This window comes from Paenibacillus sp. RRE4 (assembly GCF_031844205.1).
GTDB lineage: Bacteria > Bacillota > Bacilli > Paenibacillales > Paenibacillaceae > Paenibacillus > Paenibacillus xylanexedens_B.
On record NZ_JAUZUT010000003.1, the window covers coordinates 15,252 to 41,947 of the forward strand.

The 26,696-nt window shown below is 47.1% G+C and carries 26 protein-coding genes; 7 read left to right on the forward strand and 19 right to left on the reverse strand.

Annotated features, from left to right (window positions below; all coding sequences use genetic code 11):
* The first annotated feature begins 175 nt into the window (after positions 1-175).
* Entirely contained in the window at positions 176-1,018 is an 843-nt protein-coding gene (locus Q9R46_RS18820) for an aldo/keto reductase (RefSeq protein ID WP_311281483.1), read from the forward strand.
* A gap of 49 nt (positions 1,019-1,067) precedes the next feature.
* Here Q9R46_RS18820 and Q9R46_RS18825 read toward each other — a convergent pair whose 3' ends face one another.
* The 8 genes from Q9R46_RS18825 to Q9R46_RS18860 all read right to left on the reverse strand — a co-directional run bounded on the left by Q9R46_RS18825 (position 1,068) and on the right by Q9R46_RS18860 (position 9,510).
* Positions 1,068-1,247: an aspartyl-phosphate phosphatase Spo0E family protein gene (locus tag Q9R46_RS18825; RefSeq protein WP_311281301.1), complete on the reverse strand. Its 180-nt coding sequence runs from the start codon at positions 1,245-1,247 to the stop codon at positions 1,068-1,070.
* A gap of 225 nt (positions 1,248-1,472) precedes the next feature.
* Positions 1,473-2,519, reverse strand: a complete 1,047-nt coding sequence (locus Q9R46_RS18830) for a pectinesterase family protein (RefSeq protein WP_311281302.1) — start codon at positions 2,517-2,519, stop codon at positions 1,473-1,475.
* Positions 2,516-3,628, reverse strand: a complete 1,113-nt coding sequence (locus tag Q9R46_RS18835) for a glycoside hydrolase family 88/105 protein (protein WP_311281303.1) — start codon at positions 3,626-3,628, stop codon at positions 2,516-2,518. The genes Q9R46_RS18830 and Q9R46_RS18835 overlap by 4 nt, the downstream gene beginning before the upstream one ends.
* A 55-nt stretch (positions 3,629-3,683) precedes the next feature.
* Positions 3,684-4,652, reverse strand: a complete 969-nt coding sequence (locus tag Q9R46_RS18840; RefSeq protein ID WP_145415292.1) for a LacI family DNA-binding transcriptional regulator — start codon at positions 4,650-4,652, stop codon at positions 3,684-3,686.
* A 38-nt stretch (positions 4,653-4,690) separates the two neighbouring features.
* On the reverse strand, positions 4,691-6,286 hold the full coding sequence (locus tag Q9R46_RS18845) for an extracellular solute-binding protein (RefSeq protein ID WP_145333721.1): 1,596 nt from the start codon (positions 6,284-6,286) through the stop codon (positions 4,691-4,693).
* An 81-nt stretch (positions 6,287-6,367) separates the two neighbouring features.
* Positions 6,368-7,249: a carbohydrate ABC transporter permease gene (locus Q9R46_RS18850; protein ID WP_145333722.1), complete on the reverse strand. Its 882-nt coding sequence runs from the start codon at positions 7,247-7,249 to the stop codon at positions 6,368-6,370.
* Between the two features lie 29 nt (positions 7,250-7,278).
* Positions 7,279-8,184, reverse strand: a complete 906-nt coding sequence (locus Q9R46_RS18855) for an ABC transporter permease (protein WP_145333851.1) — start codon at positions 8,182-8,184, stop codon at positions 7,279-7,281.
* A gap of 441 nt (positions 8,185-8,625) precedes the next feature.
* Entirely contained in the window at positions 8,626-9,510 is an 885-nt protein-coding gene (locus Q9R46_RS18860; RefSeq protein ID WP_311281304.1) for a helix-turn-helix domain-containing protein, read from the reverse strand.
* A 115-nt stretch (positions 9,511-9,625) separates the two neighbouring features.
* Here Q9R46_RS18860 and Q9R46_RS18865 point away from each other — a divergent pair, with 115 nt between their 5' ends.
* Both Q9R46_RS18865 and Q9R46_RS18870 read left to right on the forward strand, forming a co-directional pair.
* Positions 9,626-10,855, forward strand: coding sequence for an MFS transporter (locus Q9R46_RS18865; RefSeq protein ID WP_311281305.1), 1,230 nt, complete (start codon positions 9,626-9,628; stop codon positions 10,853-10,855).
* Between the two features lie 86 nt (positions 10,856-10,941).
* Positions 10,942-11,727: an ABC transporter ATP-binding protein gene (locus Q9R46_RS18870; RefSeq protein WP_311281306.1), complete on the forward strand. Its 786-nt coding sequence runs from the start codon at positions 10,942-10,944 to the stop codon at positions 11,725-11,727.
* 182 nt (positions 11,728-11,909) lie between these two features.
* Here the strand turns inward: Q9R46_RS18870 and Q9R46_RS18875 are convergent, their stop codons facing one another.
* The 6 genes from Q9R46_RS18875 to Q9R46_RS18900 form a co-directional block, all read right to left on the reverse strand.
* Positions 11,910-12,638 (reverse strand): class I SAM-dependent DNA methyltransferase, encoded by a 729-nt coding sequence (locus Q9R46_RS18875; protein ID WP_311281307.1) that lies wholly within the window; start codon positions 12,636-12,638, stop codon positions 11,910-11,912.
* 171 nt (positions 12,639-12,809) lie between these two features.
* Positions 12,810-14,105 carry a glycosyltransferase family 2 protein gene (locus Q9R46_RS18880; RefSeq protein WP_090921414.1) on the reverse strand — a complete coding sequence of 432 codons (1,296 nt, stop codon included), beginning with the start codon at positions 14,103-14,105 and terminating at the stop codon, positions 12,810-12,812.
* The gene (locus Q9R46_RS18885) at positions 14,098-14,241 is read right to left on the reverse strand and encodes a hypothetical protein (RefSeq protein WP_167375743.1); all 144 of its coding nucleotides are present in this window, start codon (positions 14,239-14,241) and stop codon (positions 14,098-14,100) included. Before Q9R46_RS18885 ends, Q9R46_RS18880 begins: the two co-directional genes overlap by 8 nt.
* Before the next feature lie 18 nt (positions 14,242-14,259).
* A complete protein-coding gene (locus tag Q9R46_RS18890) occupies positions 14,260-15,135 on the reverse strand; it encodes a diguanylate cyclase domain-containing protein (RefSeq protein ID WP_311281308.1) in 876 nt (291 codons plus the stop codon).
* 137 nt (positions 15,136-15,272) lie between these two features.
* A complete protein-coding gene (locus Q9R46_RS18895; protein ID WP_311281309.1) occupies positions 15,273-16,385 on the reverse strand; it encodes a glycosyl hydrolase in 1,113 nt (370 codons plus the stop codon).
* Positions 16,386-16,470: 85 nt separating this feature from the next.
* Positions 16,471-16,911, reverse strand: a complete 441-nt coding sequence (locus tag Q9R46_RS18900; protein WP_311281484.1) for a MarR family winged helix-turn-helix transcriptional regulator — start codon at positions 16,909-16,911, stop codon at positions 16,471-16,473.
* A gap of 236 nt (positions 16,912-17,147) precedes the next feature.
* Between Q9R46_RS18900 and Q9R46_RS18905 the strand changes: the two genes are divergently transcribed.
* Positions 17,148-17,588, forward strand: a complete 441-nt coding sequence (locus Q9R46_RS18905; protein WP_145333732.1) for a GNAT family N-acetyltransferase — start codon at positions 17,148-17,150, stop codon at positions 17,586-17,588.
* A 134-nt stretch (positions 17,589-17,722) separates the two neighbouring features.
* Here Q9R46_RS18905 and rlmN read toward each other — a convergent pair whose 3' ends face one another.
* The 3 genes from rlmN to greA all read right to left on the reverse strand — a co-directional run bounded on the left by rlmN (position 17,723) and on the right by greA (position 21,153).
* On the reverse strand, positions 17,723-18,841 hold the full coding sequence (gene rlmN, locus Q9R46_RS18910; protein ID WP_311281310.1) for a dual-specificity RNA methyltransferase RlmN: 1,119 nt from the start codon (positions 18,839-18,841) through the stop codon (positions 17,723-17,725).
* 153 nt (positions 18,842-18,994) lie between these two features.
* Entirely contained in the window at positions 18,995-20,350 is a 1,356-nt protein-coding gene (locus Q9R46_RS18915; protein WP_311281311.1) for a sodium-dependent transporter, read from the reverse strand.
* A gap of 326 nt (positions 20,351-20,676) precedes the next feature.
* Complete coding sequence (gene greA, locus Q9R46_RS18920) at positions 20,677-21,153, reverse strand: transcription elongation factor GreA (RefSeq protein WP_123063945.1); 477 nt, start codon at positions 21,151-21,153, stop codon at positions 20,677-20,679.
* A 284-nt stretch (positions 21,154-21,437) separates the two neighbouring features.
* Here greA and Q9R46_RS18925 point away from each other — a divergent pair, with 284 nt between their 5' ends.
* Both Q9R46_RS18925 and Q9R46_RS18930 read left to right on the forward strand, forming a co-directional pair.
* Complete coding sequence (locus tag Q9R46_RS18925; protein WP_311281312.1) at positions 21,438-22,325, forward strand: arylamine N-acetyltransferase family protein; 888 nt, start codon at positions 21,438-21,440, stop codon at positions 22,323-22,325.
* Positions 22,326-22,412: 87 nt separating this feature from the next.
* The gene (locus Q9R46_RS18930; protein WP_311281313.1) at positions 22,413-23,084 is read left to right on the forward strand and encodes a 4'-phosphopantetheinyl transferase family protein; all 672 of its coding nucleotides are present in this window, start codon (positions 22,413-22,415) and stop codon (positions 23,082-23,084) included.
* Between the two features lie 111 nt (positions 23,085-23,195).
* Here Q9R46_RS18930 and Q9R46_RS18935 read toward each other — a convergent pair whose 3' ends face one another.
* A complete protein-coding gene (locus tag Q9R46_RS18935) occupies positions 23,196-23,942 on the reverse strand; it encodes a Bax inhibitor-1/YccA family protein (protein WP_311281315.1) in 747 nt (248 codons plus the stop codon).
* 247 nt (positions 23,943-24,189) lie between these two features.
* Positions 24,190-24,546, reverse strand: coding sequence for a nucleotide excision repair endonuclease (locus Q9R46_RS18940; protein WP_311281316.1), 357 nt, complete (start codon positions 24,544-24,546; stop codon positions 24,190-24,192).
* Positions 24,547-25,238: 692 nt separating this feature from the next.
* On the opposite strand from Q9R46_RS18940, the gene pdxR reads away from it, so the two are divergent.
* Positions 25,239-26,693 carry a MocR-like pyridoxine biosynthesis transcription factor PdxR gene (gene pdxR / locus Q9R46_RS18945; RefSeq protein ID WP_311281317.1) on the forward strand — a complete coding sequence of 485 codons (1,455 nt, stop codon included), beginning with the start codon at positions 25,239-25,241 and terminating at the stop codon, positions 26,691-26,693.
* The last annotated feature ends 3 nt before the right edge of the window (positions 26,694-26,696 follow it).

The following is a 26,696-nucleotide window of genomic DNA, read 5'->3' on the forward strand; positions in this document are numbered from 1 at the left end:
CAGAGACCGTTAGAATGCATATCTGGTCTCATATTATATATCGACAGACTATATACGTTACTATATAGGTTGCGCATTATTTGATCTAGTATGATTTAATTTTGTATCATGAATTGTTGGCAATTCAACTCTATATGGAAATATAAACAGATTTCAAGGAGGATTTCTCATGACAATAGCAAAAAATCTACAATCGACAACAACATTACACAACGGTGTTCACATGCCTTGGTTTGGCCTGGGCGTATTCAAGGTCCAAGAGGGATCAGAACTGATCGAGGCGGTAAAAAGTGCAATCAAACACGGTTACCGCAGTATCGACACAGCGGCGATCTACGGCAATGAAGCCGGAGTTGGACAAGCCATTGCTGAAGCATTGCAAGAGAACGGGTTAAAGCGCGAGGACCTGTTTATTACCTCCAAGGTATGGAATGCCGACCTTGGATATACGGAAACCCTTGCCGCATTTGAAACCACGATGAACAAGCTGGGATTGGAATACCTGGATCTATACCTGATTCACTGGCCCAAAGCCGGTAAATACAAGGGTGCATGGAAAGCCATGGAGGAACTGTACGCAGCAGGCCGAATCCGTGCAATTGGCGTAAGTAATTTTCAGATTCATCACCTCCAAGATCTGATGCAGGATGCACAAGTGAAACCGATGGTCAACCAAGTGGAGTACCATCCCCGTCTAACACAGGACGAGTTGCGAGCATTCTGCAAACAGCATGGCATTCAGCTTGAAGCCTGGTCACCGTTGATGCAAGGTGAACTGCTGGACAATCCAGTACTAGCAGAGATCGCTGCATCCAAAGGTAAATCTATCGCACAGGTAATCCTTCGCTGGGATCTGCAGAATGGTGTTGTAACCATTCCGAAATCGACCAAAGAGCACCGAATTATCGAGAATGCGGCCATTTTTGACTTCACGCTGTCCACGGAAGAGATGGAACGGATCAGCTCGCTTAACGAGAATGTGCGGGTAGGTCCAGACCCGGATAACTTTGATTTCTAATTCGATAAGTTAAAATAACACCACTAACCTCTCAAACAAAGTCGATTATTTATCTATCGGCTTTGTTTTTGGTTTCTTCTTCATGATTAAACTGGTTAATGAGTTTATCTAGAATTACCGACTGCTTGATGACTTCCGGATGCAGAAATTCGTTATATTTCTTCTCCAGTTCGTATAGGCGGCTTCTAGCCCGCTCCATTCTCAACTGTATGCGTGCTCTTCTCCTCAATCAACTCAGCCCCTCTGTCACATTTCAGAACTTGACGTCAGCTATTAAAATATTAATCTAAAGGCATAAAATGAGTTGATTTAGAGATAAAATAAGTGCTCTCTCTAGATTAAAAACCTTACCTAGCAAGCACCAAAGAGACTGTGTCTAAATTCCTGAACGAATTTAGATACAGTCTCTACTTTCTTTTTTCAAACAACAGCCAGAGGATCAACATCCCCCTATTTAAATAAATGGCTTCCAGCCATCCTCCCCCGACAGAACGAGGGACAACGCATACTCGGCCGCTTCTTCGTCCGTCAGTATGTTGCACCAAGGCACGCGCACATCTGCACGTCCGGCTCCTGGCCCAGCACTTTTATATTCGGCATAATTCACCGTGGTTTCCGCTTCAACCTTGTTCCAGTTATGCCAGCCCTCCTGTTTCACATGTGCACCGAGCCAGCAGTTCAGGAAACAGACTTTGGAATGATTTCGCCAAGGCCTGCCCAGATACACCGATTGCGGAGGGGCATTGCTGGTCAGATCACATTCGATAAACACATAACCGTAACGAACATCTTCTGGTGTAGAGGCGGCTGTGATCCACCCATTGACTTGCCCTTCTGCAACCTCCGCTTCCGTCAAGCGACTCTTCGTGAATATCTCACAACCCTTGAACACGACCGTAGCCGAGCCAAAAATAAAGTCGATATCTCCTTCGATATAACAATCCTCGAAGTACTGTCTTAACTTCCTGCGCTCCGCACCGTCACGCGGCCCGCCAAAATAACTGCGATCCAGCGGTTGCTCAGGCAACGGTCCGGTAAAGATCGTATCCTGATGACCGATAAAACGACATCCGCGGAACACAGCGCGATCCCCATCCACATAGACTGCTAGCGCCTGTCCTACCTCGCTACCTGGCCCAGCCGAATTCACGAAAGAGATGCCTTCCGCCTTGAAATCATCAGCCCCGACAAACGCCGTGTACGAATGAAATGTATGATACTGTGAACCGTCGGGAAATCGCTTGAGCGCATGGTCATCGTAGGTGATGATCGTCTGCTCGGCGCCCTCACCAATCAGATGGATGCCCGGCTTATCCATGTGCAGCTTCTCAACATACACGCCGGCCTTCACTCGGATCGGAAGGCCGTGAGTACCATGATCTGGATGAGCATCCACTGCCTCCTGAATGGTTGTATAATCTCCTGATCCGTCAGAAGCAACCGTAATACAGGGAGCAGATGACTCCAACACGAGATCCGCTGCCGAGCGCTGCTCCGTCATGGCAAACGCTCCATTTCCAGTGCGGCCAGCAACAATGGAGCAACACCCATAAAGGAATCGCTTACAATTGCCTCGCTGACATAGTAGCCGTACGAGCCATCACGATCCAGACTCAATCCTGCTCCATGACAGATGCCGTTCAACCGAACACCTTCGTTGGTCTCCTCCATTAACTTGGACGTAAGTCCTTGCCAACCTTTTTCGGCCGCGGTTCTGAAGTGAGGTTCCAGATAACGCAAACGCACACCTTTGGCAATTGCATATACAAACATGCTTGAGCCTGAAGCTTCCAGATAGTTTCCTTTGCGGAACCCTTGATCCAGCACCTGGAACCATAGTCCGCTCTCCTGCTCTTGTACTCGTACCAAGGCGTTACACATCCGCTCAAAGATACCAATAATCGTCCCCCGTTTAGGATGATTCAGCGGGAAATGTTCGACACTATCCACAATGGCCATGGCATACCAGCCCATAGCTCGGCTCCAGAAGTGCGGGGAACATCCGGTCAGGGAATCGGCCCAAATCTGCTCTTTAGACTCATCCCAGCCGTGGTATAACAGCCCTGTACGGGGATCACGCGTCTGGCGTTCAATCAGTAAAATTTGATGAGCTACCTCATCAAATAACTCGGGACGCTGAAACGTCTTCGCATATTGGGAGAGAAAAGGAGAAGACATGTACAGTCCATCCAGCCACATCTGGAACGGATAGATTTTTTTATGCCAGAAGCCACCCTCGGATGTGCGTGGCTGCCCTGCCAGTTGCGCAGCGAGCAGATGAGCCGCCTCGGCATAGCGCCCATCCTTGGCATCGTCCAGTAACGCAAACAGGTTCTTTCCTTGGTTAATCTGATCCAGATTATATTCCTCCAGGGAGTAGGTACCGATAGAACCATCTGGTTGCACATACAGATCCATATGTCTTTTCATAAAATCGATATATTCCTGCTTGTTATACTCTTCTCCTGTTCGTGCCATAGCCATTAACGTCATGCCCTCCACATATGCCCATCGTCCTGAAGGAAATGCATGGAAACCATCCTCGTTACATTGTTGCATGATCGTAGCTGCAATTCGCTCAGACCAGGATAACTGCGTCTGTACCTGCATCGCGTTACCTCCTAGTAGTTTATATTGGTTCAAATGCAATCACGTGAAGCCGGCATTACTGCCGGCACGTCGCTGTTGAATTACGCAGATTCAGCTTCGGCTGGATAATTACCGGCACATCCACTTGCTCGTCACGAATCAGGGATACGATGAGCTCTGCCGCCTGAGCGGCCAGTTCATCCAGCGGTGGACCAATGGTGGTCAATGCCACTTCGGCATACTGCATATCCGGCAGATCGTCGTAACCGATAATCGAGATATCACGCGGTACGCTGTAGCCCGCTTCGAGCAACGCCCGAAGCGCTCCCCGTGTTACGAGGTTGTTCAAGCCGATAAATGCCGTGGGAGACTCCGCTCCAAACGTATAGTTCCGAATCGCGAAATACCCGTCCTCCCACGAAGAATGCGCGGGCAATACATCGTCCTCATTAAAAGTCAGTCCCGTGCGCTGCAATGCTTCCCGATAACCTTCCAGCTTCACATGCTGCGAGTTACCGATGAATCCAATTCGGCTGTGACCGAGTGATTTCAGATGCTCCACTGCCTTGTACAGCCCCTCCTTACGATCAATCTTAATGTAAGGAGAGTTCGGGGCTTCATCTGTACCGAGTACAAAACACGGCATGTTCAGGGTCGCAAACTTTTTCCAGAATGCATCCCGGTTGTCCAGCGCATAGTCCCACAGAATACAACCATCGACACGCAGCTGGCTGAACACGTCCACACCGTCATCGGCAACAACCAGAATCATCTGATATCCTCGCTTCTTCAGCTCGGTATGCAGGCTGCCGGAAATGTTCGAGAACAATGGATTGCTCAATTCATCCAGCACAAAACCGATGATATTGCTTCTGCCGGTGGAGAGCTGCCGGGCCAGCATATTTTTCCGGTATTGGTGTTTCTCCGCTACCGCTAACACCTTCTGCTTGGTCGCCGGTTTGATCCGGGGATCGTCATTCAGTGCCTTCGATACCGTGCTGTAGCTCACCCCCGCCAGTTTGGCTATATCTTTAATGGTAATCAAATTGAATCAACACCTCTCATATGCCTGAAACCTGTTTCTTATTTCTGTGCAGCTTTATAACGATCGTATTGTGCCTGTCTGCCTGCGATCACCTGTTCAACGTTCATACTTTTTAGTGTCTCGATGTACTTGTCGAACTGATCCAGACTTGCATCACCGCTAATAAACTTGAAGTTCATCTCTTCTACGTATGTGGTGATGTCAGGCATCGACATACTCTCTACGCTCGCTTCATCTGGCAAAGCATACACAAACGGGAACGGTTCACGCACATATTTCTCTAATTCTTTGTCCAGCTTCGCATGCCACGGTGCAACGATCGAGTCCGCTGAATCCGTGGACTGGATGTTTGGCAAGTTAACTGGTCCAATGCCGAGCTTCTGGATATATTCATTGTCTTTACCTTTATCCGTGAATTTCTTCACGCCGTTCTCTTCTGTATACGTATCATCCTTGATGCCCCAAGTGTAATAGGTTTGTGCTTCGTCACTCACTGCATAATCCAGGAAGCGGAAAGCCAGTTCCGGATTCTTGCTATCCTTACTAATACCGAAGATACCACTAACCGGTGTACGTCCGATGTAGAACTGGTCTCCATGCGGCCCTTTTAATGGCAGAATGCCTTTGATAATTGGCTCTTCCGGCTTGTAATCCTTGAAGAGCGGGCTGTATACCATCGACATATACCAGCTGAAATTAAACGTCGCTCCGGTTACGTCCTGCGAGATCCGTGAAGTAACCTGGTCACTTGTGGTACTCGCGTAGTCCACCCCAAGCAGGCCTTCCTTGTACAGACCGTTCAAGTACGTCAGGTATTCCTTGTAGGCCGGCTCATAGTAGCTGAAGTGCACTTTGCCTTGATCGTCTGCATAGAAATTGTTCGATAAATCCAGTCCAAAGGCGGGGCCGAAGGCCATCGGCACAAACTTCGATTCCATGGACAATGGAATTTCATCCGCTTTGCCGTTGCCGTTAGGGTCATCCGTTTTAAATTTGCGCAGCATCGCCGTGAACTCATCGAGCGTGGTTGGCTCGGATAATCCCAGCTTTTTGAGCCAACGCTCATTCACCATGAATACAGGCATGTAGTTGCGCGTCAGCGTCTGCTGCGGAACATAATACATTTTACCATCTGGCGTCGTTAAACTGGCTTTTACGGATGGCGACTTTTCATATATTTTTTTGAGATTGACGCCATATTTCTCTACCAGATCATTAATCGGAATGAACAGACCACTGTTAATGTACTTCATTAATTGATCCTGATCCGGCAGATACACGATATCCGGGAGTCCTGTACCGGCAGCCAGTCTTGGATTCACCGCATCCGCATAGTTCTGAGGAGGGATCAGATCCCAATCGACTTTTACACCCGCATTGCTCTCGATTTTCTTAACGATGGCTGCGGTGGACAAATCCACGTTTGTCGTCCACGCGTTCGTTGCCAGGATGGACAGCTTCGCGTCCGGTTGATCCGTTACTGGCCCAGCGCCTGTATAATTAAAGGCTTTTTCTGTACTCTCAGGTGTCTTCCCCGCATCGGTTCCTGCACCTGTTCCCCCGCTGCAACCTGCCAAACTGATCGCAAGTATCGCTGCAATTACACTTTTTCTTCCTGCCCCTTTGACTTTCATCCATCATTCCTCCTTGGTATGAACCCTCTTGAACTCCCTTGAATGACTTGCTTGAATGACTGTGGTGCTTGGTAATGCAATCTATCCTTTCACGGCTCCGAGGGTAATCCCTTTAACGAAGTACCGTTGGATAAACGGGTAGATCATCACGATCGGCAAAATGCTGACCACGATGGAGACGTAACGAACTTGCAGCGTAGAAACCGCCAGCGCTCCGGATGTCATGGTACCGCCCATCTTCTGCATGACCTCTGGCGAAGCCATGATCAGCACCCTTCGCAGGAACATCTGGAGCGGCTGCATATCCTGTTTGCCCAGATACAGCAAGGCCGAGAAAAAATTGTTCCAGTGGAATACGGCATAGTACAGCGTCAGCACCGCAAGTGTAGGCTTGATAATCGGAACAGCGAGACGATACAGCATCGTTAACTCGTTTGCACCGTCAATGCTGGCGCTTTCAAATATTTCATTGGGAATCCCTTCAAAGGCCGAGCGGCAGATCATGACGTTGAACGTAATTACCAGTACAGGCAGCACCATCACCCAGCGGGTATTGTACAGACCAAGCGAGGTGATCAGCATGTAGACCGGAATGAGTCCACCCGAGAAATACATGGTGAAAGCGATAAAAAAGTTCAGCTTGCGCCGCAGAAAAAACTGCTGTCTCGACAACGGGAATGCAGCAAGGCAAGTCGCTACAATGTTAAGCAGCGTACCCACAACGGTATACCAGACGGTGTTATAAAAGGAAACCCACAGTTCCTTGTATTGCAGTACCATCTTATATCCTGAGAGTGTGAAGCCTACAGGCCAGAGCACCACTTTTTGTTTATCAATCGCATCCACCGAACTGAAGGAAATGCTGACCACATACAGGAATGGATATAGCGTGACTACAACCGCCAGAATTGTCAGCAGGTAGACAAAGACATAGAATAATCGGTCACTTCTCGATTTTTGCATACAGGCTCTCCTTTGGATCAGTGTGTGTCTTACCAGAGTGACATTTTGGTCAGGCGGCGAGTCAGGGTATTGGCTGCAAAAACAAGGATAAAGGTGATAATAGAGTTGAATAGTCCAATAGCTGTGGCGAAGCCATAGTTCTGACCCTCGATCCCCATACGGTACACATAAGTGGACAGTACGTCTGCCGTTTCATATGTAGCCCCGTTATAGAGCAGGTATACTTTCTCGAAGCCTACGCTCATAATGCCGCCGAGCGACAGAAGAAGCAGAATCACGATGGTCGGTTTAATGCTTGGCAGAGTGAGATGCCACAACTCCTGGAACTTGTTCACGCCATCGATTTTGCCGGAGTCATACATCTCGGGGTCAATGCCCATAATGGCTGCGATGTAGATGATGGAGCTGAAACCAAAGCTCTGCCAGATGTCCGAACTTGTGAAGATGGTACGGAACCAGCTTGCATCCATCATGAAGTTTATTTTTTCCATGCCGAGACTTGCGATCAGGGTGTTGATAATACCATCTGTTGGTGATAGGAAGTTGATTATAATGCCGGCCACCACAACGGTGGAGATAAAGTGAGGAAGATAAGTTACGGTTTGCGCGAAGCGTTTAAAGGTTCGGTTCTTAATCTCTACGATGCAGACTGCAAACAGAATCGGGATGGAGAAACCGAACAAGAGTGGCAGAAAGGCAAGCAAAAAGGTATTACGCAGCAGCCGCCAGAAGTAAATCGAGTTGACGAACTGCTCAAACCAGCGTAGCCCCACCCATTCGCCGCTGAACATGCCCTGACCCGGTATAAAGTTACGAAAGGCAAGCAGTACACCCGGCATGGGCAGGTACATGAAGATGAGATAATACAGAAAGATTGGTGAGAACATCAGCAGCAAATACTTATCCCGCCGAATCAGACTGAACAGCGTGGACATGCGTTTTTTCAACGTAAACACTCCCCTTCGTCTCGAAATTACAACGTTTGAATTTTTTAATAAAAAAAATATATACCCCTGTAATACATCTGATATTGATCCAACTTTAATTTTGTAACAACCCATACTATACCGCACAATCACAATAAAAATCGCATTTATTCAGTCTCGTTTATGCCTCAACTATGCCTTATCAAATCTTACATCCCCCATAATTACAACGTTGTAATTTTAATTTAAATGAATACGCTTACATAAACTTTTTTCTCATCTTAGCAGAGTCTTGAATGTTTAGCAACAACAAAATCAGGGACACCTTGTAACTTTTAAAAATATCCCCACCGATGCATACGCAAATTGCCTGATACCTGTATTCGAATACGAAAAAAAGAGGCAGCAATCGTGTTGCTATTCTGCCTCAACATGTATGACTACTGCATATCATAACTGATTGCGGAACTGCATCGGTGTCACACCCTTGACGCGCTGAAACGCTCTGTAGAACTGACTGACATGCGAGAATCCCAGTGCAAAGCTGATTGCCGTCACCGATTCGGTTGTATTACGCAGACAACGGACGGCTTCCTCCACACGTAAATTCAGTAGATACTGGTACGGTGTTGAACCCGTCAACCTCTTGAACGAGCGCATAAAATGGTACCTGCTCTGGTGCGCTACCGCTGCCATCGAGTCAATATCTATCTCGCTTGTGAAGTCACTGTGAATGTACTCCAATACACGCTGCATATGAGGATCTATTCCTGGATTACTTCCGGCTGCACCAAGGAAATAAGGTCGATTATGACAAGGCAGCGATAGTCCCTCTGTTTTCCCGGACCATATGGAGCCAGCTTCTCTTGCCAATCCGTGCGAATACCCGGATATAGATAATATGCGTTCAAGATACTGCTCTACTGCCAGCTCAGTCTCCTGAATGAGCAACGGGTCCGGTTCATCCTCCAGCCCGGTCACATGCCAACCCCGGAACAGCCTGCTGATCTCCGCGGGATCAAAAGCTTGAGTGACCTGTAATTCTGAAGGGACTGCTGTTGAACTCTGATTCGCAAGCCTTCCCGGCAGGTTACGAAATTTGATCACAATGACGGCTGCATCAGAACCAATCTCAAAAAAGTGCTCCGTCCGGGGATGGGCAATGATTCCTGATCCGGCCTGCAATGAATATGTCTGTTGTTCCTGCACCAGCAAGCATTGACCCTTAATTGGCAGGGTTACCTGATACCAATCATCATGAACATGGGGTTCATTGGCGAACCCGCCAGAAGCTTTCCATAACTCCAAACCATTGAATGCCATGTTTAATTCCATCGTTTCTCACCTGCTGACATTATAGCAAATCGTGCTTGTTTTCCAAGCACTTTTCACAAAGACAAGCTCTATAACAATCTTTTATTATGGATAAAAATATCCGAGGTGATCTGAAATGACTCAAGCCGCCCTAAACAAAATTCAATTAAACCACGCAGCAAACTGGGCCCTTGCAGGGGTGAGCTTCGCCCATCTGCTGAATGATGCCATGCAAACGGTGGTTACATCTGCCTTCCCGCTGTTTCAACAAGCCATGCATCTCAGCTTTGCACAGATGGGCTGGATTGCCTTTGCACTAAACATTACTGCTTCGGTGCTGCAACCGCTGGTCGGATATATATCCGATCGCAAACCCATGCCTATTCTGCTGCCTGGCGGCATGGTATTTTCCCTGTTCGGGATTCTCGGCTTCGCTTTCTCGTCATCGTTATGGATGCTGCTCGTATCCGCATCGCTGATTGGCATCGGCTCATCCATTCTTCATCCCGAATCCTCGCGTGTTGCACATCTGGCTGCTGGTCGAGGGCGCGGTATGGCACAGTCCATCTTTCAGGTTGGCGGGAATACGGGACAAGCTCTCGCTCCCCTACTGGTGGCTTTTGTGCTTCTTCCCCATGGTCAGTTACAATTTCTATGGCTAATGGCCTTTGCACTTATCGGCATCCTTATCCAGGCTTCAGTCAGCCGTTGGTACAAAAACAAGCTGAACGTTGTACATCCCCATCGGACACAGTCCGTACAGCATGCGCTGCATGAATCAGAAGCAACGCCTCAGCCTGTGAGTCGAAGACGAATCGTCATATCCATGAGCGTTCTCATCCTGTTGTTATTCTCCAAGTTTGTTTATATTGCGGCTATGACAGGGTACTACGCCTTCTATTACACGGATGTGCATCATCTTCCACTCTCCAAGGCGCAGCTCTGCTTGTTTATCCTTCAATTTGCAGGCATGGTTGGAACCCTGCTTGGCGGGCCACTCGCAGATCGTTATGGGCGCAAACCGATGATCTGGTTTTCCATTGCAGGTACGGCTCCGTTCTCACTGTTGCTCCCGTATGCAGGTCCCGTCCTATCTATGGTGTTATGCGGTATTATTGGTTTAATCCTGATGTCGGGCTTCAGTGTTATTATTGTCTACGCGCAGGAATTGCTGCCGCGTCACATTGGAACCGTATCAGGTTTGTTTTTTGGCCTGTCATTTGGTATGGCTGGGCTGGGCTCGGTTGTCATTGGTTCTCTGATCGATGTGACCAGCATTTCCTTCGTCATCCGATTGTGTTCCTTTTTGCCCCTGATCGGCGTGTGTGCCGTATTCTTGCGCAGTGATCCAGCCGCTAAAGCTTAACAAGCTATTGAAACCTCCATGGCAGGTTCAATACAATTAGTGGAGAAGCAGAAGCGCGATATTGAACAGAGAGGAGGAATCGTTAGATGATCATTGATGTACAGCATGTGACTTGGAAAAGAGGAGATCTCACTCTGCTGCACGATGTCAGCTGGCGTGTAAACAGAGGCGAACACTGGGCGCTGCTTGGCCTGAACGGCTCGGGCAAAACAACGCTCCTCAATATGATTACCGGTTATTTATGGCCTACGGAAGGAAGAATCTCAGTACTCGGTCATGAATATGGCAGTGTAGATCTGAGGGAGCTTCGAAAATCGATTGGCTGGGTAAGTTCCTCCTTGCAGGAGAAACTGTACGCTTCTGATCGTACGCAATATGTCGTGATTAGTGGGAAACACGCTACAATTGGTCTGTATGACAAACTGGCAGACCAAGATTTGGATCAGGCGATGCACTGGATGCAAACGCTGGGCTGCCAGCATCTGTGGGATCGCGAGTATCGCACCTGCTCGCAGGGGGAGAAGCAGAAACTGCTCATTGCCCGTGCCCTGATGGCTAATCCACAGCTGCTCATTCTAGATGAGCCTTGTAACGGGCTTGATCTGTTCTCCAGAGAGCATCTACTAGACAGCATCGGTGAACTGACGGCACGTTCAGACGCACCTTCGCTGATCTATGTTACGCATCACACCGAGGAGATTCTGCCCGTCTTCCGGCACAGCCTTTTGCTCCGTCGGGGTGAAATTTTCGGCAGCGGATTAACTACTGATCTGATGACACAGGCTGTATTAAGTGATTTCTTTGAAGCTCCGGTAGAAGTAGATCAGCATGGAGAACGGGTTTATGTACGAGCAGCAGCATCCAAAAGTTAAAATCATCCGCATCCCATTGGAACAGAGAAAGGCAAAATGAAACAAGAAAGCCCAAAGACTTATCCACATGTGGATAGTTTTTGGGCTTTCTACTCCTATATATTGTGTTATCCACGGTTTTCTGTGTAAAACTTTCGCTAAACTGAGTATAACTTCGCTTCTAAGTTTGCCTCTTCCTAAGCCTATTTTCGTGCGGAGAGAAACAGAAAAAGCGGAATACGCTGTCTGCGCTGATACGTCTCCTCATCGACGAACTCCGCCCGCCTCGGTGCTGATTCACGCAATTGCTCCACTCGGAATCCAGCTTCCTGCAGGGCCATGTAATAAGATTCAATGGTACGGTGCATTTTCTGGACGGAGCCGCCAAGCCACCGCTGCTCCCGAAACCCTTCGACGAAGTATTGATCTACGATCCAATTGGTTCGTGTCCCGGAGGGCTGCAGCGTTGAAGTTATCACCGGGTGTTCTACCGAGAAAACAAAGATTCCATCCTTTTTAAGTGCGCCATACACTTTGCAAAAGAGGCTTTCAACATCCTCGATGTAGTGGATCGCCAATCTTGAAATGGCAAGGTCATATGAATTTACAGGATACGTCCACTCTTCAAGATAAGATTGCTCAATTCGGGCATTCAATCCCTGAACGGACTTGCGGGCAACCCGAACCATATTCGTTGAACCTTCGACACCTGTATAAGCCAAGCCATTATACCTCTCGCCGAGTAGTTCTACAGCAAATTTTGCGTCTCCGCAGCCGAGATCGAGAATATGTTTATCGGTAACGTCCCCGATCATCTCCAGCATAACCGGTCGCTCCAACGTATCATTGGCGTTATCCTGACCTTGCCGACGTTCCATATACGTCTCAAATACCGCGTCATTATCGTAAAAATCAGAACCTCTTTCACTCATACCTGCACAGACCCCCACTCTATGAGTTATACTCTAGTCCGTTCACCTTTCTACCCACTATAATCTGTAAAAGTATACCGGATTCAGGCAACCTTCACCATAATAAAAAAGCTGCCTGCCGGAGTTTACTCCGCAAACAGCCTTCTTGGCAAACTTTTGGTTTGTTTATCCCTAGCCAAATCGCTCGGTTTTGTACCATTTGCTCTCGCGTTTTCGAATCTTGTCCATCAGCAGATTATAGAAAGCACGAATCGAGATCAAAATGAAGAGCTGAGCATAGGTGAAATACGATACGCACGCATAGATAAAGTTACGGGTGTTGCTCTGCCCGATATCTGCCGCCAGTGCCAGATTGATCTGAAGAACATAGATAAAATACATCAGTGCCCAACCAATAACCAGGTAGACGTAGGCGTCCCCGGCAAACTGGAATGGAGAACTGACCTCCGGTTTAAATATTGCGATAACCTGGTAAACAAGGTTAACCACAAAGATAATGTCCGAGACAATAATAGCCAACATAAACCAGAAGTAACTGACCGCATAGTAGAGGACAAGCAATTTATTTCGCCAGCTGGAACGGTTGAACAGGTTATGAATGTTGTCCAGAACTACCTGGTAATTCCCCTTGGCCCAGCGTTCACGCTGTTTCATGTATACACCAAGCTGTTCCGGTTCCTGCTGGTACGCTTCCGCTTGCGGCGCTAGGGCAACCAGCTGTCCCCGGTTCATAATTTCAAACGACAACGCCGTATCTTCCGTAATGGCCGTCACATCCCATCCGCCGATTTCCCGGATCAGGCTTGTCTTAATAATATAATTCGTGCCCGGAATTGTCCCCAGCTTAAAAAGCTCCCACAGCCCGGTGTGATAGACACGCTGAGACGTGATAATTTCGAGATTAATACATTTGGAGAGAAAATTCTGCCCGCGGTTACGCGCTTTGTTTCGGCCAAACACGACCCCGTACTGTTCAGGATTCTCCAGTGATTTTTGCGCGAGGAACATCAGTGAATTTCGCTCCGGTGCAGCGTCTGCGTCAAATATACAAATCCAGTCTCCGGTTGCCAGTTCCAGTCCATCGTTGAGCGCACCAGATTTGCCACCCGTACCTTTGCGTTCAAGTACGGTAACGTTACGGTGCACATAACTGGTCTGTCCAAGGAACGACTTTAACCGATCGGCTGTGTCATCCGTGCAATTATCTGCAATGACAATGACCTGCACCTTATCCTCCGGATAGTTCAGTCGCAAGATATGCTCCACTGTTGCCACGATGACCAGACCTTCGTTATGGGCAGGTACCATAACCGTGACGTTCGGATAATGATCCATATTTTCCGGAATCTGAATGCCCTTCTTCTCCTGCTTGTGGATAAAACGAATAGCTCCGGCCATAATGACGATCGATTCGAACACAGCGATCCAAATACTGAATATCGACAAGATCAGAATGAAATCAGCCATCCGTTTTCCTCCGATCATACCTTCGAATTACTCTTGAGCGAAATCGGAGCGTGGCAATCGTTAATCCGATGGTAAACACCACAAAAATACAACTGACGGCAATACAGATCGGGATAAACCAAGACATATAATCCATCCGCCTCGCTCCTTTCGGTTAAATATATTCCCCGATTAAATCCGTCTCCGTGTTTCGTTCCAGCGCTGCCAGGACAGCGTCAAGATTGTCATACTTGCTGAATTGTTCCTTCTGAAAAACCAGTGCACCTGATTTGATAATGGTCTGGAGCTGGTTCCCCTTTTTATCGAGCACATCCAAATCCATAATATTTTTTTTAATCCTTCGCGTTAACATAGGCAGGTAATCCACATTGACCATCGGACACAATATGACAAATCGTCCGCGGTCTACAAAAAATTTGTGATCCTCATATCGAATTTGCTTCTGAATCGACTGTGAGATCTCAAGTAGCAACTGGGAATATCGAACTGAACCAAGCGACTCCTGCACAAGCGGCAGAAATTCAATCTTAAACATGGCGATGCTGAATCCATAGCAGTCTGAATAACGTCTGGCAAGGTTGCTCTGTTTAACCAATGTATCTCCAAGCGCTTCCTTATTGCCCAGCGTTGTATCCAGATCGATCTCTGGATTGTGATCCTTCATCTGCTCCAGACGTTCGATCACCCGTGCACTTCGCACAAGTCTTCTTTTAATATAAGCAGCAATTGCCGTGTTCGCCGGAATGAGCAGCCACCAGGAAAACACGAGCGCATTGGGTTCTGCAAAAGTCACGAGCCACACAAAATAAGTGACCAAGTATACAAATATCAGTACGACGGATACACCGACAGGAAGCAAAAGCCCTGCGGCTAGCGCCCCTAGTGACGCTATGCTAAATACAACATCCAGCTTGGTGTAGCTTTGATTCATGTACAAGTGGAGATATACAAAGAACTGCTGTACGATGGCGAGACTAATCAAGATTGCGTAACCCCAGGCCAGACGCTGGGTAGGTGCGTTATTTCTCATAGTCCTCCTTCTCTGCATCCAATTTCAGAATGACTCGGTGCCAACACCTCTTTTTTATTAACCGAAATTCCAACAAAAATCGACAATTAAAGACAATAATATAGTAACATATAATCTCGGATTATATAAATAAATTTTTACTTTTTAAGAAAATTATACAAATAAGTTTCGCCAAGCAACGGGAACAAGTTATCAAACAGGTGGGTGTTTCCGTCAAATACGTAACCGCCCGGATATCGTGTGTCTTGCCCTCGCAGTGTGATCATATGTTTATACAGTTGTTTTGCCCAAATTGGATCACCTGAGCGAACAGCAAGCAGGACGGATAGACCATACACCGATGCCGATTCATAATCTACGGCTGGTTTCTGTGTTCTACGATCATACTGTCCGGGGAGCTTGCCCCGGGTGCCGAACTCTTTTTTGAGAAAAGCAAGCAGCTTGTCGGGTTTGTGCCCCATCTCCATCACATGATTGGCAACGATGAGCTGATCAATCAGATTAACTTTGTCATCGTAGGTGTAAGCCTTGGACTTTACATTCATGCTCTTCGGATAGAATAATCCATCGTCAGGCATTTTATGCAGTATATCCTCGTACATGCTGTAAACGTCCGGCTCCAGCATCTGATGGTCTCTCATCGCTTGCAAAGCGAGCAAATCTACATAGACCAGACTTAAGGTGTCCGTGGAATGTCCACTTTTAAAATCATAAAAATCGACCAGGTACCCCTGTTGCTCGGTTCGCTGCGTTAATGTTCGGGAAAGGGCCGATGCGGTTGCCAGCCTGTCTGCTCTGCCTTGCTCCCAACGGTCGGCTGCTTGCAACAGTGCCCCCATAATTCGCAGATCGTCACCCAGCGCGTTGGTTGCCACATGGACTTTCCCTTGAGGATCAAGCTTCCAGGCAATGTAAATGTCGGGCCTGATCACATAGTACTTCTGGAGCTGCTTGTAAGCCTGCTCGAACATATCCTCGTTATCACTTGCCAAAGCATACTGCATCCACAATCCAAGCGACTCCGACAGTGCCTCTCGGCCAGCAACAATGTCCGCTCTCTCCGACGCCGCTTCCTGCAAATAGGTTGCAAGTGTGCCATTCGGATTCGTCATATGTTTTTCAACAAAGGCAACTGTAGGCGACACCTTCTCCATCACAAACCGCTCCCTCCATAGGAGTACAATCGCTACAGATACAACAACTACAAGTAATATGTACCATGACCGCTTTTTTCGGAAAATAAACTTCACACCATTCCTCCTGACGGGAATATATGACGGAGCAACTCGGCCACTTCTTACGCTTTTGGAAGTAGGCCTTGTTCCAAGTGTGCGCTTAATCATCGTGATCCATGTATGAGCGGCGTCCGCCCTTTTTGACAAATTTCCAATCGACCTCAATGTTGTGTCTCATCTTCCGCAGCAACTGGATTGCTGTCTCAATCTCTTCCTGTGTCAGACCATCCAACGTTACCTGATCCGAATGCACGCCTTCTTTGCGAATAAACTGCCACGCTTCAAGCCCAGCCTCGGTTGGATACAGCACCTTATTCTTTTTATTACCCAATGCCGGCTGTTTGACAATAAAACCGTCCGATTCCAGTTTGCTAATCGCTCTTGCTGCCGTTGTACGATCCACCTTGATCAGTTCAGCCAGCTGGTTCGGAATGATACCAGGGTTCTCGCAAATGCGGTACAAGTACAAATATTGTCCACGGGACAAGTTCAAATGCTGAAACTCCACATTGCTGATGGAATCCAGACAGCGAGCAATCATGCCAATCTCGCGCAACACTTCTCTTGGCTCGTTCAGTTCATGTACTTCCTGCGATTCATCGTTCGGCTGAGTCGGTTCGTTGGCTAATTTAGGCTCTTTCGGTTCTGTCACAGAGTTCACACTCCTATAAAATTGTTGCATTCGCAACATAATTGATGATATAACTACACTAGTTAAGTGTATCACTTTCAATTCCATTCCGATATTCCATCCGACTAGGTAAAGGAGAACGATTCATGAATATAACTGTTGTTGAAGCAAACACCCCGGAACTGCTTGATGCGTGCTTTGCCATTCGTATGGCCATTTTTGTAGAAGAGCAAGGCGTACCTGCCTCCGATGAATTCGATGCATTTGATGCGCTAGGGACAGAAGCACGCCATATCCTGCTCTATGTGGATGGTGTACCTGCCGCTTCCTCCAGACTTCGCATCGTAGAGCAAGTTGCCAAGCTTGAACGCATCTGCGTGATGCTGGATTACCGCAAGCATGGCCTAGGCCGCGTGTTAATCAACAAGTTGGAGGAGATGGCCAAGGAAGACGGATTAGAGAAAGCCAAGCTGCACGCACAAGTTCAAGCCTCCGGCTTCTATGAACGTCTTGGCTATGCTCCTGCTTCCGAAGTATTTATGGAGGATGGCATTCCCCATCTGCTGATGACGAAGAAGCTGAAGTAAGCAAGCCAACTTGACTGGAAGTCCGAAATTAGCCTGCAACTCAAAAAACGCCCCTATCTTCACTTCATTAGTGAGTACATAGAGGCGTTTGTTATGTTTCTTAGATTCGGGCAGTCATGCTTTATTTGCGTGCTTTATCCCATAGCCAGACGGCTAGCGTCCGGTTTTGCAGAGGTTCTCCCGTCTGCTTTAGCTTCCGCATTTTTCATCTGCTTGCTGCGCAGCTGTCCGCAGGCCGCATCGATATCTGTACCATGCTCCATACGTACTGTAGAGTTGATGTTGTTCTTCTTCAGCGTATCGTAGAAGCCCAGAATCGACTCCTCTGTACTGCGCTGGTACTGGCTGTGCTCATCCACCGGATTGTATGGAATCAGATTTACGCTGACCATGCTCTTGCGGCTGGACAACAGTTCAGCCAGTTCCGCAGCGTGCTCGCGCTGATCGTTCACGTCTCGAAGCAAAATGTATTCAAACATAATGCGTTTATTTGTCTTCTCCAGGTAATAATCCACCGCATCCATCAATTGTTCAATCGGGAATGCGCGGTTGATCTTCATGATATGTGTACGCAGCTCATTATTCGGCGCATGCAGGGAGATCGCAAGGTTCACCTGCAGACTGCTGTCTGCAAATTCCTTGATTTTATCTGGCAATCCGCTTGTGGACACCGTGATTCGCTTCGCTGCAAGAGCAAGCCCTTTGCGATCCTTGATCACTTCGATGAAGTTGCTCATATGCTCGAAGTTATCAAACGGTTCGCCGATGCCCATTACCACGACGTTGGTAACCCGCTCGCCTTGACCCGCTGCATCCAGATGCCGCTGCACATGCATGATCTGTTCTACAATCTCTCCTGCAGAGAGATCACGGCTCTTCTTGATCAGCCCGCTGGCACAGAAGCTACAGCCAATATTACATCCGACCTGTGTGGTAACACAGACAGTTAAGCCATATTTTTGCCGCATGAGCACCGTCTCGATCAGGTTTCCGTCCTGCAAACGGAGCAGGAATTTCACCGTACCGTCTGCCGACTCCTGCTTCACGTGTTCACTCATTGAATTCAAGGTGAAATGCTCAGAGAGCACATCCAAACATTCCTGACGAACATCGGACATGCCGTTAAAATCATAAACCCGCTCCTGGTATAACCACTCCCAGATGCGGGACGCGCGGGATTTCTTCTGCCCATGCTCAGGCAACCAAGCACGTAATTGCTCTAATGTTAATCCATATATGGATGATTTAATCATGGTATAAACCTCTTTTCGCAAAAAGCATATGGCTCCTCGGTCGTCTTACCCAAAAAACCTCTACTCCGTATTGTCCCAAAATTAACAGGGGAACACAAGGGCTTTTGCATTTCTTCCAAGAGGTTTTATGCTTGGTAAATCTGCGCAGGCGGCCTAGAAGTGAATAATGCCAGACGTGTGCAGCAACACGAGCAGAACCAGAATCGGTGCTATATAACGAAGCATGAACAGCCAGATGCGGAACCAGCCGGAGCTTAGACCGGATGCCTCGGCGGCCGTTTTCCAAAAGTATCCCGCAAAGATCGTAACTAACAATCCACCTACAGGCAACAGAATGTTGGAAGCCATAAAGTCCATCCAGTCGAACACACTCTTCGATCCGATCTTCCACTCCGGGAACAGTCCGAGTGACAGAACGGAAGGCAGCCCTACGATAAAGACAGCGAGAGCAATGCTCCATACGGCGCGATTACGGCTCCATGCGAAACGCTCCATGAAATACTTAACGGGAACCTCCAGCAGTGATACTGACGATGTTAACGCCGCGATTGCCAGAATAATAAAGAATAATCCTGCGAACAGAAAACCCAGTGGCATTGCAGAAAACGCTGCAGGTAGTGCAATGAAAATCAGGGACGGACCTTGGTCGGGCGCAATGTTAAACGAGAAGGTTGTCGGGAAGATGATCAGACCCGCAATAAAAGCATAAAGCAAGTCTCCTGCACCGACGGCAACCGTTGCTGCACCGAGGGATTGGCTTTTATCCACATATGAACCATAGGTGATGAGAATACCCATACCCAGCGAAAGCGAGAAGAAGGCATGTCCGAGGGCAACCAGTGCCGACTCCGTTGTGAGCTGGGAGAAATCCGGATTCAGGAAAAAGGAAACCCCGGCACCTGATCCTGGCAGTGTAACTGCACGGATCATTAGAATGATTAGCAGGACCAACATAGCTGGAATCAGGATTTTGTTAAACTTCTCAATCCCGTTGGATACACCCTTCGCTACAATCCAGCCTGTAATCAGAACGGCAACCAACTGCCAGACAATTGGCATATAACCGCCTACAAAACTGCTGAATTGTCCAGCATAATCCGAATTGTTAAACAACGTGCCGCTGAACGAAGTTACAGCATATTGCAATGTCCATCCTGCGATGATGACGTAGAAGGACAGAATGATAAAAGGCGTTAATACTTGCAGTAAACCAGCTACTAACCAGCCTTTGTGTCCACCTGCTTTAATAAAAGCAGTCGCTGCGCTCCCCCGTCCGCTGCGTCCAATAGCGAGTTCGGCAAGCAATACAGGCAAACCGATCAGCAAGAGACAGACAATAAAGAGCAGGAAAAAAGCAGCTCCCCCATTTTCGCCCGTAATATAAGGGAATTTCCACATGTTTCCGAGACCTACGGAACTACCGATGGCCGCTAAGATAAAACCGGCACGCGAGAAGCGTTCCCCTTTGCCAGCGTTGTTAGGGTCCAGATCAGACTTACTCAAATTCATTGTATCTACTCCATCACTTTAAAGTTTTCCCGTAATTATATACTACTCGGCTTGTCAGGTCATGCAAAAATCAGTATTTGTCGAAAATTCACCATATTGGAGATGATTTCAGGTTGAATTCAGTATGGGAAAATAACCTGAAACTTAACCATTCGACTATCATCCATCAACCATTAACCGTGAGTTAAGTTGGGAAAACAAAAAAAAAAAAGATGTTCCAGACAGCTCTTTACATAGCCTCTGAAACATCTCCTCTTTTTAAAAGATGCTCTATATATCGCGGGGTGACATCCCCACATAGGTTTACTATTCTCGCTTTACACTGACTATACTTTGATCTCCAGCAATTCGTATTTGATGACACCCATCGGAGCGTTAACATGAATGACACTGCCCACTTCTTTGCCCATCAGCTCTTTGCCCAGTGGACTCTCATACGAAATTTTGTTGTTCGATACGTCTGCTTCGGCAGGACCCACCAGTTGATATTCAATCTTCTCGGCAAACTCAAGATCGTTCAACAGTACTGTTGAGCCAATGCTTACTTGATTGGAATCGATATTATCTGCGCTGATGACTCTGGCTTTGGTTAACATCTTCTCCAGAATCAGAATGCGGGTCTCCATAAATGCCTGATCATCTTTGGCTGAATGATACTCGCTGTTCTCCTTCAGGTCCCCGTAACTGATCGCAAGCTTGAGTCGTTCTGCCAGTTCCTTGCGTTTCACCGTTTTCAGTTCCTTCAGTTCTTCCTCCAGCTTTTCCAAGCCTTCCTGTGTCAAAATCACTTCATCATTAGCCATGTTTTCCATCTCCTAATCCTGCTATCTATCTCTATTCTAACCTATTTCCACTCCAAACGGTTAACATACCCCGGAAAAAGAAACCAAACTATCGTTTATCAAAAAACATGCACAAAATATATATGTGTACTCTATTACAACTATGAGTATCATCTGAATTGTACCGGTACAATCAGGGCAAACGCATGTGTGCGTTTCAGACGTTCACTTATACAATGAATTCAGGGCCGTAGCTTTCACGACATTTCACTTGCGGCTCATGATAAAACTAAGAGGTGAACGAGATGAATGTTACATTAACTCCATCTGAAATACACGCTTATCTGAAACGGATAGGCATAAATACAATCAAGAAACCCACTCTGGAATTCCTTGCCGAAATGCAGCAGGCACATGTCCACCATCTATCCTGGCAAACGGTCGATATTTTTGCAGGCAGGCCCGCAGGCATCGATCTGCAAGAATCCGTGCAGCTTATCCTTCAAGGACGTAGCGGTTACTGTTTCCATTTGAATGGCGCATTCAGTGTTTTACTTCATTCCCTGGGTTATAAAGTGCACTGGCACCGCGCGGGCGTTCAGCCGCGTGTGAACTCGTTCCATCTCGGTCTATCCGTCTCTTTGCCAGATGCGGACCCGAATGTGGAACGTCGGATTGTGGATGTAGGTCTAGGCGGCATGCCTTTTGAACCGCTCCCTCTTCGTTACGGAACCTATGGGCCGACTCCATTTACGTATACATTAATGCCTTCTTCCGTTGTTCCCGGTGGGTGGCGGCTTGAATACGAGCCTAACGGACCAAGCAAGGGTGTGGATTATGATCCCGAGGAGCTTACCCGCCTGGAAGAGTTTAATCCCAAGCATGAATTCTACAGTCAATCCGTGGATTCGCCCTGGCATAACGCATTTTTGCTCCGTCAGAGAGATACAGACCACAGCTATGAACTCAGGGGATGCATGCTTCGCACACATGGAATCGAAGGTATTCGTAAGACGGAAATTCAAACCTATGAAGAATGGAAAGACGTACTAGCCAAGCTTTTCTATGAACCGTTGGTGGATTATACAGAACAAGAGCGCAGAGAGATGTGGGATCGGATACAAATTGCTCATGAAGAATGGAAAAGAACACAACTAGCATGGTCCACTGAGGAAAACGCGATGAAAGGATAAATTATTAGAGGAAAGCCTGTCATCCATGCCGAATACAACGTCAGGTGATAAATGATGATAACTATACAAGTACTGAAGGTACCCTCTGTGATACCCGAAGCATACTGGGATCTATTTCTGTCCTCTGTCTCTGAGGAGCGGCGGGCACAAGCTTCTCGTTTTATACATCTGGCGGATGCCTATCGGTCAGTGCTAGGTGAAGTGCTGACCCGTGTGAAGTTAAGCAAGTTGACCGGCCTAGGGCATGGAGAGATTACGTTTACCCGTAACAAATATGGCAAACCCGCCCTCACTCACGACGCTGATGTACAATTTAATGTCTCGCATTCCGGCGATTGGATTGCACTGATTGCTGGGGGTAAAGATGAAATCGGTGTGGACGTGGAGAAAATAGCACCGATCGACCTGCAGATCGCAGAGCGTTTCTTCTCGCCGCAAGAGAACACGTATCTGGCGGCACAGCCTGCAGATCAACAGTTAAATACCTTTTATCGCCTTTGGACGCTAAAGGAGAGCTACATTAAAGCTATAGGCATGGGCTTGTCCATGCCGCTGAGCTCATTCGCTATTCTTCCCCATGTTCAGAAACATGGAGAGCCTGTTTGGAGATGTAATCAAGACGGGCAAATTGTTAGGCATCGCTTCTACAGTCACCCTCTAGATGAACAGCATATGTTTGCTGCCTGTACTGCAGAAGGAGATTTGCCAAGCCATCCCGAGATCGTGACGCTGGAGAGTATATACGCTGAATTGGTTTAATTTGCAGAAAAGACCTGTAGGGGTTAGAAAAGGAGCGAATCCATCCGGTGATAAAGATCCCCGGCGTTTCGCTCCTTTTATCTGTGAACCCATATAACTGTAACGGTAAGATTAGTCGCGGCTCCGCAGTTTGCTGAGCAGACGAATAATCTCAATGTACAACCATACCAGAGTTACCATCAGTCCGAACGCACCGTACCACTCCATATACTTGGGCGCACCTTGCTCGGCGCCACTTTCGATGAAGTCAAAATCCAGTACCAGATTAAGAGCAGCAACAATGACAATCACAACCGAGATGCCAATACCAATCAGGCTGTTCTCATGAAGATATGGCACCGTGATGCCGAACAGACCGAGCACAAAGCTAAGCAAATACATAATCATGATGCCGCCTGTTGCAGCCACTACGCCTAGCTTGAAGTTCTCTGTTGCTTTGATTAACCGCGTTTTATAGGCTGTTAACAGGGCAACAAACACCGCCATGGTTAGCAAAGCTGCTTGTAACGTAATTCCGTTGTACAAGGACTCATAACTTGCCGAAAGTGCTCCCAGGAACATCCCCTCTGCTACCGCATAGATCGGTACAAGATATGGAGATACCACCGGTTTGAACGAAATAATTAGCGCCAAAATAAAACCGACAATTAACCCGCCATAGGCAAGCGGCATCACTTCTTGTCCTTTGAAAAACATCATCCACGTTGCAAATGCACTGCCCAGCAAGATGATCAACGTGATGAACGCTTTGTTCACCGTGCCGTTAATCGTCATGTAATTCTGGTACCGATCCTCTCCATATCCTCTGTTCTCGAACGTGCTGTCTTTAAGTGTAGGATTACCGCTGCGACCGATCAACACCATCACCTCTTCTTATGTATTTGGTAAATCCGTGAAACCCCTGCGTGGTGCTGCTTCCTCGAAAAGTAAACTTTTCAGCTTCTATTCTTGCTACGTAGAACTATATTTGCAAAGAGAATGGAGTTGGATGCAATCCATGGATCACATCCTGTCCACTTGCATATGAACCCAGGACATATGTCCTAAATATATTTCAAGCTTATTAACTTGTTTACTTGCTTGTGCACCTTAAATAACTTAACTTTTACTTATACAGCACCTTGTCTACATTATACTTTGCACGCATCGTGTTAATGATATAGGTCTCGTAGATTTCACGATCCATCGGATCTTCTACCAAACAAACTTCAATCTTCGCGACTTCCTCGCGATAATTCTTCATTGGTGATACCGTATCTTCAAAATGCTTTTTGATTCGCGGTCTCAATTTTCGCGCTTTCCCGACAAATAACAACTCATCATCGGCATTATAAAACATGAAAATTCCGCCTTGCTCCCTTGTAATCAGGTGAAAATCAGTAAATCCGTAAATATGGCTTAACTGCGGATTTTCCTGCTTTGTAATGGTTACATCCGGTGTTGGAACCGTAATCTGAATCATCCATTTCACTTCCTCTATATTCTATAGAACTACATCCTAACACATATCACAATCCGACACCATTTCGAGCTAAATGAAGTACAATTCACGGAATTTTCGCTTTTGCGACAAATATTTCAAAAAAAAGGTTAACTTCCCTGATTCAAAGTGGTACTATAGGGGTATGAGGAAGAATTTGGGCACTAAGACATATGTCTTTGTATCCACGCTCGTTTTACAGAGCCTATCATTTTTCATCTTTTTCATACTGAATTCGGTGACGTGCACACGAGAAGAGTACAGTTAGTAAGAACCGTAGCTTTGAAGTAGATTGTAGAATTACCATCTTTACGAAAACCTATTGCAGCAAGCAATGAGTGGCAATAATTAGCCTTTTTGAGATTTCTTTTTATTACAGCATCAAGTTTATCATCTAGGATTAGAATAATATAGACAAAGCATAGGAAGTAGCTCCACTTAGAATTATACAGACAGGTATTTCTAGAGACTAGTCAGAACATGCAACTGTAGCTAGAACAGCATAGTATTACACCCTTAGAATTGAACAGGCTTCACCTCCAGCCCGGCATATGAGCCAGGGCTTTTTCCCGTTGTGCGTACAACTCAGGCCACTTTAGCTACGAAACAGAGGTATCGTGGTTCTTTCTGCTGGGTTTATAATATGGCAAGATACCAGTAGAGGGAGTGATGGGATGTATTCCGACCTGCATTTGACGGAGGACCGCCCTGTATATATACAAGTCAAAGATTATTTGAAACGGTTAATGTTAAAAGGCGGTTTGCAGCCCAATCAGAAGCTGCCTTCAACCCGTGAGCTGAGCACGTTGATGAAGGTAAGCCGAAGCACCATCCTGCTCGCCTACGCAGAGCTTGAAGAGGAAGGATTGATCTATGCGCTCAAAGGTAAGGGTAATTACGTCAGCACACTTATTGAAACGCAACAGACCAATGCAATCCATTGGCAACTTGACTGGACGGCAGAGGTTAGCGATTATGCAATTCAGGCAGAGCAATATGATCTGATGAAACATGGCTCGGGAGCAGAGCGCGGCGAAATTTCCTTTACCAGCATCGCGCCGGATGAAAAACTGTTTGATCTTCAAAATGTGAAACGGGCCTTCCTGGATCGCATGTCACTTGAAGGAGAAGTTTTACTTAATTACGGCTACGCGCAAGGATATAAACCGCTCATGAATTATTTGATGAACTACATGGAAAACAAAGGGGTCGACCTTACGGGTAAGGATATTTTGATTACGAACGGGTTTACGGAGGGATTTGACCTGGTGCTCGGGGCATTGCGCAAAAAGAGCGGCAAAGCGCTCTGTGAGAATCCCACACATCATACGGCGATCAAGAACCTGAAGCTGCACCAGTTTCAGCTAACCGGTATCGATATGGAACCGGATGGCCTGGATCTGAAGCAGCTAGAGCAGGAACTGGCTGAAAGTGCGTATGATCTGGCATATCTTGTGCCCTCGTATCACAATCCGACCGGAATCGTGACTTCGCCCGCAAAACGAACTGAAATTATACGTTTAATGAACGAATATCAAGTTCCGATTATTGAGGATGGATTTAACGAAGAGCTTCGTTATTCCGGCTCCCATGTCTCGCCCTTGATCGCCAGTATGGGTAAGGGTAACGGCCTTGTCTATCTCGGTAGCTTCTCCAAAGTATTGTTTCCCGGACTGCGTGTGGGCTGGATTATCGCGGATGCCGCATTGATCGATTATCTGGAAAGCATGAAGCGGGCGCGCAGTATTCATACGTCTACTCTGGATCAGTCCCTGTTATATCAATATTTAAGCAACGGCAATTTTGAAAAATACCTGAAACGGGCTCGTACAGAGTACAAGCGAAAATATGAACTCGCTGTGCATTGTCTGAAACGGCATCTGCCGATGTGCCAAATATCCGGAGCAGGCGGTTTGCATCTGTTTGTGCAGTTTCCACCAGAGGTGCGAACCAGAGAGCTGCTAGCTGCCTGTAAAGTAAAAGGGGTAACCTTTACTCCCGGAGATACCTTTTATCTGGAGCCCGGTCAAGGACTTCACACCATGCGGCTCGGCTTCTCCAGAGTCAGTGACGAGAACATTCGCAAAGGCATTCGTATCATCGGGGAAACGGTTGCGAGCATGATGTAAGAA

What these genes read in the sequence shown, in the direction of transcription:
- Q9R46_RS18830 (WP_311281302.1), bottom strand. Translation starts at nt 2,519, where the DNA reads ATGACGGAGCAGCGCTCGGCAGCGGATCTCGTGTTGGAGTCATCTGCT.
- Q9R46_RS18835 (WP_311281303.1), bottom strand. Translation starts at nt 3,628, where the DNA reads ATGCAGGTACAGACGCAGTTATCCTGGTCTGAGCGAATTGCAGCTACG.
- Q9R46_RS18845 (WP_145333721.1), bottom strand. Translation starts at nt 6,286, where the DNA reads ATGAAAGTCAAAGGGGCAGGAAGAAAAAGTGTAATTGCAGCGATACTT.
- Q9R46_RS18850 (WP_145333722.1), bottom strand. Translation starts at nt 7,249, where the DNA reads ATGCAAAAATCGAGAAGTGACCGATTATTCTATGTCTTTGTCTACCTG.
- Q9R46_RS18855 (WP_145333851.1), bottom strand. Translation starts at nt 8,184, where the DNA reads ATGTCCACGCTGTTCAGTCTGATTCGGCGGGATAAGTATTTGCTGCTG.
- Q9R46_RS18860 (WP_311281304.1), bottom strand. Translation starts at nt 9,510, where the DNA reads ATGGAATTAAACATGGCATTCAATGGTTTGGAGTTATGGAAAGCTTCT.
- Q9R46_RS18865 (WP_311281305.1), top strand. Translation starts at nt 9,626, where the DNA reads ATGACTCAAGCCGCCCTAAACAAAATTCAATTAAACCACGCAGCAAAC.
- Q9R46_RS18870 (WP_311281306.1), top strand. Translation starts at nt 10,942, where the DNA reads ATGATCATTGATGTACAGCATGTGACTTGGAAAAGAGGAGATCTCACT.
- Q9R46_RS18875 (WP_311281307.1), bottom strand. Translation starts at nt 12,638, where the DNA reads ATGAGTGAAAGAGGTTCTGATTTTTACGATAATGACGCGGTATTTGAG.
- Q9R46_RS18880 (WP_090921414.1), bottom strand. Translation starts at nt 14,105, where the DNA reads ATGGCTGATTTCATTCTGATCTTGTCGATATTCAGTATTTGGATCGCT.
- Q9R46_RS18885 (WP_167375743.1), bottom strand. Translation starts at nt 14,241, where the DNA reads ATGGATTATATGTCTTGGTTTATCCCGATCTGTATTGCCGTCAGTTGT.
- Q9R46_RS18890 (WP_311281308.1), bottom strand. Translation starts at nt 15,135, where the DNA reads ATGAGAAATAACGCACCTACCCAGCGTCTGGCCTGGGGTTACGCAATC.
- Q9R46_RS18900 (WP_311281484.1), bottom strand. Translation starts at nt 16,911, where the DNA reads ATGATTGCTCGCTGTCTGGATTCCATCAGCAATGTGGAGTTTCAGCAT.
- Q9R46_RS18905 (WP_145333732.1), top strand. Translation starts at nt 17,148, where the DNA reads ATGAATATAACTGTTGTTGAAGCAAACACCCCGGAACTGCTTGATGCG.
- rlmN (WP_311281310.1), bottom strand. Translation starts at nt 18,841, where the DNA reads ATGATTAAATCATCCATATATGGATTAACATTAGAGCAATTACGTGCT.
- Q9R46_RS18915 (WP_311281311.1), bottom strand. Translation starts at nt 20,350, where the DNA reads ATGAATTTGAGTAAGTCTGATCTGGACCCTAACAACGCTGGCAAAGGG.
- greA (WP_123063945.1), bottom strand. Translation starts at nt 21,153, where the DNA reads ATGGCTAATGATGAAGTGATTTTGACACAGGAAGGCTTGGAAAAGCTG.
- Q9R46_RS18925 (WP_311281312.1), top strand. Translation starts at nt 21,438, where the DNA reads ATGAATGTTACATTAACTCCATCTGAAATACACGCTTATCTGAAACGG.
- Q9R46_RS18940 (WP_311281316.1), bottom strand. Translation starts at nt 24,546, where the DNA reads ATGATTCAGATTACGGTTCCAACACCGGATGTAACCATTACAAAGCAG.
- pdxR (WP_311281317.1), top strand. Translation starts at nt 25,239, where the DNA reads ATGTATTCCGACCTGCATTTGACGGAGGACCGCCCTGTATATATACAA.